Source organism: Dehalococcoidia bacterium (genome assembly GCA_035528575.1).
Taxonomy (GTDB): Bacteria; Chloroflexota; Dehalococcoidia; order E44-bin15; family E44-bin15; genus DATKYK01.
On sequence record DATKYK010000029.1, the window covers coordinates 75,348 to 81,688 of the forward strand.

Here is a 6,341-nt window from a genome sequence, read left to right on the forward strand (position 1 = left end):
TGGTGACAATCACTCGGCAGCCTTTACAACAGCAACACCTTCTGCAGTTTGACTTGCTTATCCCTCTTTAATGATTGCCTCCCTATCTCAATTAAATTAACGGCTGCCGCTGCTTTAGCTCACTTTCGCGTACCCATTCTCCCTGAACCAGTTGACCGCCTTCTCGATAGTCGTCTTGACGGGTGTTTGCGGAAAACCCAGTTCATCGATAGCTTTAGAGCTGTCAAAATATGCATATCTGCTGCCAAGGCGCACCATTGGTGCGTTCATGACTGGCGGTCTCCTGATAATATTGGAAAGAAATTGGAACACATATCCCATGGTAATGGCAACTGAGTAGGGCACTTTAAATTTTGGCGGTTTAACCCCTGCAACTTCCCCAATCAACCTAAAATAATCTCTTATTGACATGTTCTCGTTACCCAGAATATACCTTTCGCCAATTCTACCTTTCTGGGCAGCCAAGATGTGGCCACGAGCCACGTCCTCAACATCGACGAGATTCACGCCTCCATTGATGTATGCAGGCATTTTCTTGTTGATAACATCCAATATTACCTTTCCTGAGGGAGTTGGCTTTATGTCTCGCACCCCAATAATCGTGGCCGGATTTACGATTACCAAGGGAAGCCCCTTCTCACAAATCTTCCTGGCTTCAACTTCCCCCAGATACTTTGATATAGCATAATGGTCTCCGGTATCCCAGAGATTGAACTCAGCATCCTCATTAGCCGGACTTTTGGCTCCGTGAAAACCTAATGCTACCATGCTGCTGGTATAAACCACCTTTTCTATCCCCTGCTCCAGGGCTGCGTTCAAGGCAATCTTTGTGCCCTCTACGTTGACATCGTAGAGCACTTTCATGTCTGGTACCCAGAAAACATATAAGGCTGCCGTTTGATAGAAGGTATCACACCCCTTCAATGCCGATTTCACGGATTCGCCATCCCGAATATCCCCGTACGCTTTCTCGACATCCAGACCGTCAATGTTTCTGGTATCGCTGTTCTCTCTCACCAGAACCCTTACCTCCGCGCCGTCTTTCAGCAGCTCTCTTACAATACTTGAGCCCATAAAGCCAGTAGCTCCCGTGACTAGTGTCTTCATACTTTACCTCCCCTAGGTGCTTATCGAGAGCTGGCGTGATTATAACCCTATCGGACCGCGCAGCTCTCTGGGGCATCGGCCTCCAGCCCCAGAAGCTACAAAGCTTTTCTACACGCCACCAACTCTGATTTATTGACTGGTAAAATAAGCAGGGGCTGGTCATCCCTTACTTCTGATGCCGTAGCAACTCTTCCAAATCTAAGGGATCGCCCTTAGATGATTCCCTCTGAAGTGTTATCGCTCCATCAGGACATTTATCTTCGCAAATGCCGCAGCCCATACACTTATTAAAATCTACGACAGCCTTATTACTATCCTCATCCATTCGTATTGCATTGAAATTACAGATGTCTAAACAAATACCGCAACCACTACAGTTATCACCTATTCGAGATACATAGCCTGAAGGGGCAATGAATGGAACTTGCCCCTCCAGTATGTTCCACATCTGCACTCCGACGCAACAGCAACTGCAGCAGTTGCAGATAGCAATAAGCCGCCTGCCCAGTTCTTTCTTGAATTCCGCAGTGTGGAGAAAGCCTTTCTCATGCGACGTCTGAAGGATGTGGACCGCTTCCTCCTGAGATATCTTACGGAACTTAGGATTCTCCTCCGCAATAAAAGAGGTATATGGATCACCAACAAATAGACAAACCTCCATGGGGGGAGGAAGACAGGGATTTTTGGAAATGGCACGGCAGGCACATTCCCCAACGGCAATTGAATGCGGGTTGTTGATAATAATATCTCTAGCCTGTTTGTAATGCATTACCCTATCGGGTGTTTTTATTCTTACATCTGCCTTCTGGGTAACCAACTGAATCGCATCCCTCAATTTAACTACTTTAAGATGATAAGTGCTGGTATCGTGAGTCGCCGCAGTCTCACTGATTCGCCATACAGCGGCTTGGATCATCGCATCGACATCATCATCCAGCTTTGTCTGAGGTCTCTCTGCGGGAAGTCCTCCTGCTTGAGATAAATGATAAACAAAGTGGTCCGGATATTTGAGGAATATGTATGCGTGATAAAAGTCATTCTTCTCATCCTCAGGGAACATCTCATAGAGTGCCTTGGTTATCTCGTTATGCATAAGCTTCTCCATTCGCGTTTAAAAAAAGTTCTGATGTGTACAATTCAAACTCCTCTTTTACTGGGATATTAAGCTTTGAATCCCCGCCATCTGCGCATTTATCAACTCACCGGCGGCCAAGATTTTACCGTAGGCTCTATCATTGTATTCACTCTCACCACTTCTTACAATTGACATATCCCCCAGAAATCGGTCTAGGTAGCATGTGAGACTTAGGAGCTGTGAGGTGCTATTCTTTGGGCTTGACTGTTGCATTAACATATCCGTAAAGCGCTGGACTTTACTGCTCTGATGTGCACCTATGAAATAGGCGCTCTTTAACAAATCACCAGTGACATTCTCTAATTGAGAAAACCCTCTCATGGAAAGAAATCCCTAAAGGGTTCGCTCATCTATCCTAAAAATATACTGCTCACCTTTGGTTTGACCTATCGTCTAATCTTCGCCTCTTACAGCCCCGCTATCAGAGTGCCTCACTTGAGATTCCGTCCCCACTCCGCGGTGACATCGTAGGTCATATCCCGGAACTCCTCCTCGTCGGGAAGCGGCCTGCCCAGCCACTCCCGGTAGAAACTGTCCAGGTCAGGCAGGGCATCGAAGATGAGCGGACAGCCTACGGGTACAGCCTCCACCATGAGCAGACTGCCGCACCCCGGGCAGTAGAACTCTCGCACTTCGCACAGGTCGGGGTCGGGGCACTTCAGTCCGGGGTAAACCTCCTCCAGCTTCGCAGTGTCGTCTCTGGCGAAGATGAGAGCGTTCAGCTTCCAGTTCTTCCGCCAGTCCCCGAACTCGTGCCCGCAGTCGCACTTCACCACCCTCTCCGCGCCCTTCCGCACCACGTTGAGGTGGTCGCCCAAGGGCATTAGTATCCTCTCAGGGTAGGAGACGCGCTCCTGAAGGATCTCAACATACTTGTCGAATCTATCATCGTCCTTGGGCTTGCTCATGATTTCGAACGTCTTGTGCCAGGGTAGCCTGCCATCATAAAGGTCTCTTAAGTCCTCTTTGCTATATGACATCTCTTCACCTCACAGATTAAAGTCATCGGGCAGCGCCCAGAAGTCCTTGAACTCCCGGGTAAAGGCATCGCTGAGCCTCATACTGCTCTGGTACATCTCCAGAATCTTGTCATCGACATTGCGCTCCATAAGCTGCTGACGCGACCTCTGCCACCATTCCTTCGCCGGCACACCCCTTACCAGCCTCTCTTTGCGCTTTGCCTCGCGCAGTTCCCTGGTGGCAGCATCATCCACCCTCCACTGCTTCGCTTCCTCATCGTAGCTAGTCTTAACACAGTAGATGTTAGTGGCCTGCCACTCGGTGGTCAGTCCGTTGTCCATGTCAGCGGTTATCAGCGCCGGGTCCCTTTCGATTGGATCGCCAAGCCCACCAGCGGCACCACTATTTGAAATGAGGAGGTCACCCTCGTAGATCTCCGTCGGCACCGGTATAAGGCCAAGGTCGAAGACCTCCCCGGGAAAGCGGTCCTCTAAGTCTGCCGGGTGGCCCACTTCGTGGAGCAGCGGCTGCCTTTTCTCCATTAACTCGGGGAGGTTTTTATAGCGTAGCAACAGGGTGTTCCGCCTGCCGCCGGGGTATCCGCCGAACTGGCCAAGGTTGGGGATGATACCGTCCGAAGCGGTACCAAGCGCCCCGCTGCCGACTAACTGCTTACTTATATGAATCATCACCACCTGGGGAATTGCCAGGCCGGAGCGGAACCTTCCGTAGCCTACCGAATAGGGTTCGATTCGGTGCGACATCTCCATATGGGGTACGAAGAGCTCCCAGACCTCTGCGCTTCCCAGGTCGACCTCCGGTGTAGCCAGCCACCCTCCACAATCGACCCCGTCGCAGACCCCGCAGGCACCCGGGCCGAAGTAACCGGTTCCAGCGGCCAGTAGAGGGCGCTTGTTACCCATTTGATCATAGCCGGCCATCTGCCAGCCAGCCGAAGATCGGTAGTTAAAGGTCTCCTCCCTGAAGCCGCGCAGATAGAAGGCAATACCCAAGAGATGCGTCCACATACCGAACACGTCCAGTAAGGGGGCCCACGGAGTGGAGGTTGCCAGCTTCTTGATCTGGCTTGGATTGAGCAGGGAGTCGACAGGCGGCTCCTTTACCTCAATGGGAAGAAGCGACCCCAGATTGCCGCGCCCGTCGTATGACAGGGTCTGCACGGTGACTATGGAGACGCCACCCCAGACTGCCTGGGGTGTACCATTGAAGGGGTGCCAGCCCCACTCACCAGCTCCCTCGAAGTCCAGTACCAGACCTCCCGCGGGCAGGACATCCATCTGTATAGGAATGAGACGTATGGTGTCCCGCTTAGCCGGGAGCCACGCTACCGGTTGATCCGCCATGGGAAACTCCGCAGGCACCACGCCGCGGTATCGGCCGGGAACCATCCGCTGCCGGATGCGGACAATCTGGTTGCGCCGCTCTTCCTCTATAAGCTCCCTGGTCGCCCTTTTATAGTATTCGATCCCGAACTCATCGATAATACGCTTGATCTCTTCCCGCACACGGATGTTGGACGCAATAGCACCCTTGCGATCCAGCAAAAAGATGTCCGACATATCCAGGCAGATCTCGATCTTATGCTCGAAGTCCCGGTTCAACCTGTCGTTTGACCCTATTCGCTCGCAGCAGAACTTCAGCCCGTCCGTGCCCCGCTCCACGTTAGGTGTGGGCATCAAGCCGGGGCTTACCGCGCCGATGTCCATCTCCATGATCACCGTGGACACCCAGCCGATCAGTTCGCCTTCCCAGAAAATGGGCAGCATATCGTAGACATCAGCAGCGTGCATGCCGGATATGACCGGGTCGTTGGATATGAAGAAGTCACCGTCATTAATCCCCACCTCCTCCTCGTAGTTCTTATTGATCATCCACTGTATGTTGTCACCCATGAGCTTGATGTGGATCTGAATGCCGGTGGACTGGGCGATATTGTCCCCTTCGGGAGTGTAGAGGCCGAGGCATAGTTCGGCCACCTCCCGGACAAAGGGAGAACCCGAAACCATACGGGTGGTCTCCCTGCCAGCTATCAGCGACGCCATTATCCGGGAATGAAAAAGCTCGCCCTTGATCGGGTTCTCCTTGAGTAGATGGGGCTCGGTGATGCCGGCATAGCAACCGGTCTCCCGGTACAGCCTCTCATTTTCCTCCATCATCTGCCTGATGGTCTTGCCGCCCTCTCCTATTCCTTTGCTCTCGCTCATCATAACCTCCTCTGATCGCCGTTTCCCAGTTGGGATATCCTCAGGTGAGCCACAGCATCGACCACTCATCCATCCTGGCCCGTCTCCCCGGCGGGAGGAAGAAGGTGGTAGCCGGAGCCTCAACTACAGCTATCCCCTCGATCTCGTTCCCCGGCCTGATCTGGTCCATGTCGTAGATAACGGCCCTGTGCCACTCGCCGTCAAAGTACACCTCCCTCTCCCCCTTGATGGCTTCTTGTGGTGGATCCTTTCCCTCCAGAGATCTCTTAACTATTTTAGGCTTGACCTTGGGAATGGTGGCGGTGAGCCCCAGCTCGAAGATCTGATACCCCGCCTGCGGGTGCTTGGCCACGCCGGCATATACCCTCTCATAGAGATCCTCAAACGCGGCGATGAGCTTGTCCATATCCTCGGCGCTATTTATGCGGGGTACCGGCGATGGCACCTCGATGTCGTCCATCTGGCTCCCGTAGCGCACGTAGGCTATCTGACGCACCCTGGCCTGCTCCCATGGCAGACCCTCGGCAGCGAAGTCAGCCTGTGCCAGCCTCTCCAGCTCTTCCCACCCAGGATTGAGCATAAGCTGACCCATCATCAACTTAAAGGCATCATCGGCTCCAAAGTGAATCATAACCGTGGTGGACTTCTGGTATCGGTGGCTGATGTCCACCGCAGCAGAACCGAATGAAGAGAAGGCCGCTGCGTAGGGCAGGGTGGCTACTCCCTTGAAGGGCAGGCCTTCGGTGTAGCCAGCGAGGTGCATCGGGCCGGCTCCGCCATAGCCCAGAAGGTGATAATCTGCCGGGGAGAATCCCCGAGCATAGAGCACTGCCCTGATGTGCTCCTTCATAGTGCTGTTGATGAGCTTATACACCCCCTCTGCGAGGTAATAGGGGTCGACGCCCAGGACATCG

The 6,341-nt window shown here is 52.9% G+C and carries 5 protein-coding genes; all 5 read right to left on the minus strand.

Features of this window, described 5'->3' with window-relative positions; genetic code table 11:
• Nucleotides 1-114: 114 nt before the first annotated feature.
• The gene (hpnA, locus tag VMX96_07010; GenBank protein HUU63648.1) at nucleotides 115-1,107 is read right to left on the minus strand and encodes a hopanoid-associated sugar epimerase; all 993 of its coding nucleotides are present in this window, start codon (nucleotides 1,105-1,107) and stop codon (nucleotides 115-117) included.
• Nucleotides 1,108-1,273: 166 nt separating this feature from the next.
• The gene (locus VMX96_07015) at nucleotides 1,274-2,200 is read right to left on the minus strand and encodes a 4Fe-4S binding protein (protein HUU63649.1); all 927 of its coding nucleotides are present in this window, start codon (nucleotides 2,198-2,200) and stop codon (nucleotides 1,274-1,276) included.
• A gap of 473 nt (nucleotides 2,201-2,673) precedes the next feature.
• Nucleotides 2,674-3,222 carry an acetone carboxylase subunit gamma gene (locus tag VMX96_07020; GenBank protein HUU63650.1) on the minus strand — a complete coding sequence of 183 codons (549 nt, stop codon included), beginning with the start codon at nucleotides 3,220-3,222 and terminating at the stop codon, nucleotides 2,674-2,676.
• Nucleotides 3,223-3,231: 9 nt separating this feature from the next.
• Nucleotides 3,232-5,430 (minus strand): hydantoinase B/oxoprolinase family protein, encoded by a 2,199-nt coding sequence (locus tag VMX96_07025; GenBank protein HUU63651.1) that lies wholly within the window; start codon nucleotides 5,428-5,430, stop codon nucleotides 3,232-3,234.
• Nucleotides 5,431-5,467: 37 nt separating this feature from the next.
• The coding region (locus VMX96_07030; GenBank protein HUU63652.1) for a hydantoinase/oxoprolinase family protein at nucleotides 5,468-6,341 on the minus strand (874 nt) is incomplete at its 5' end.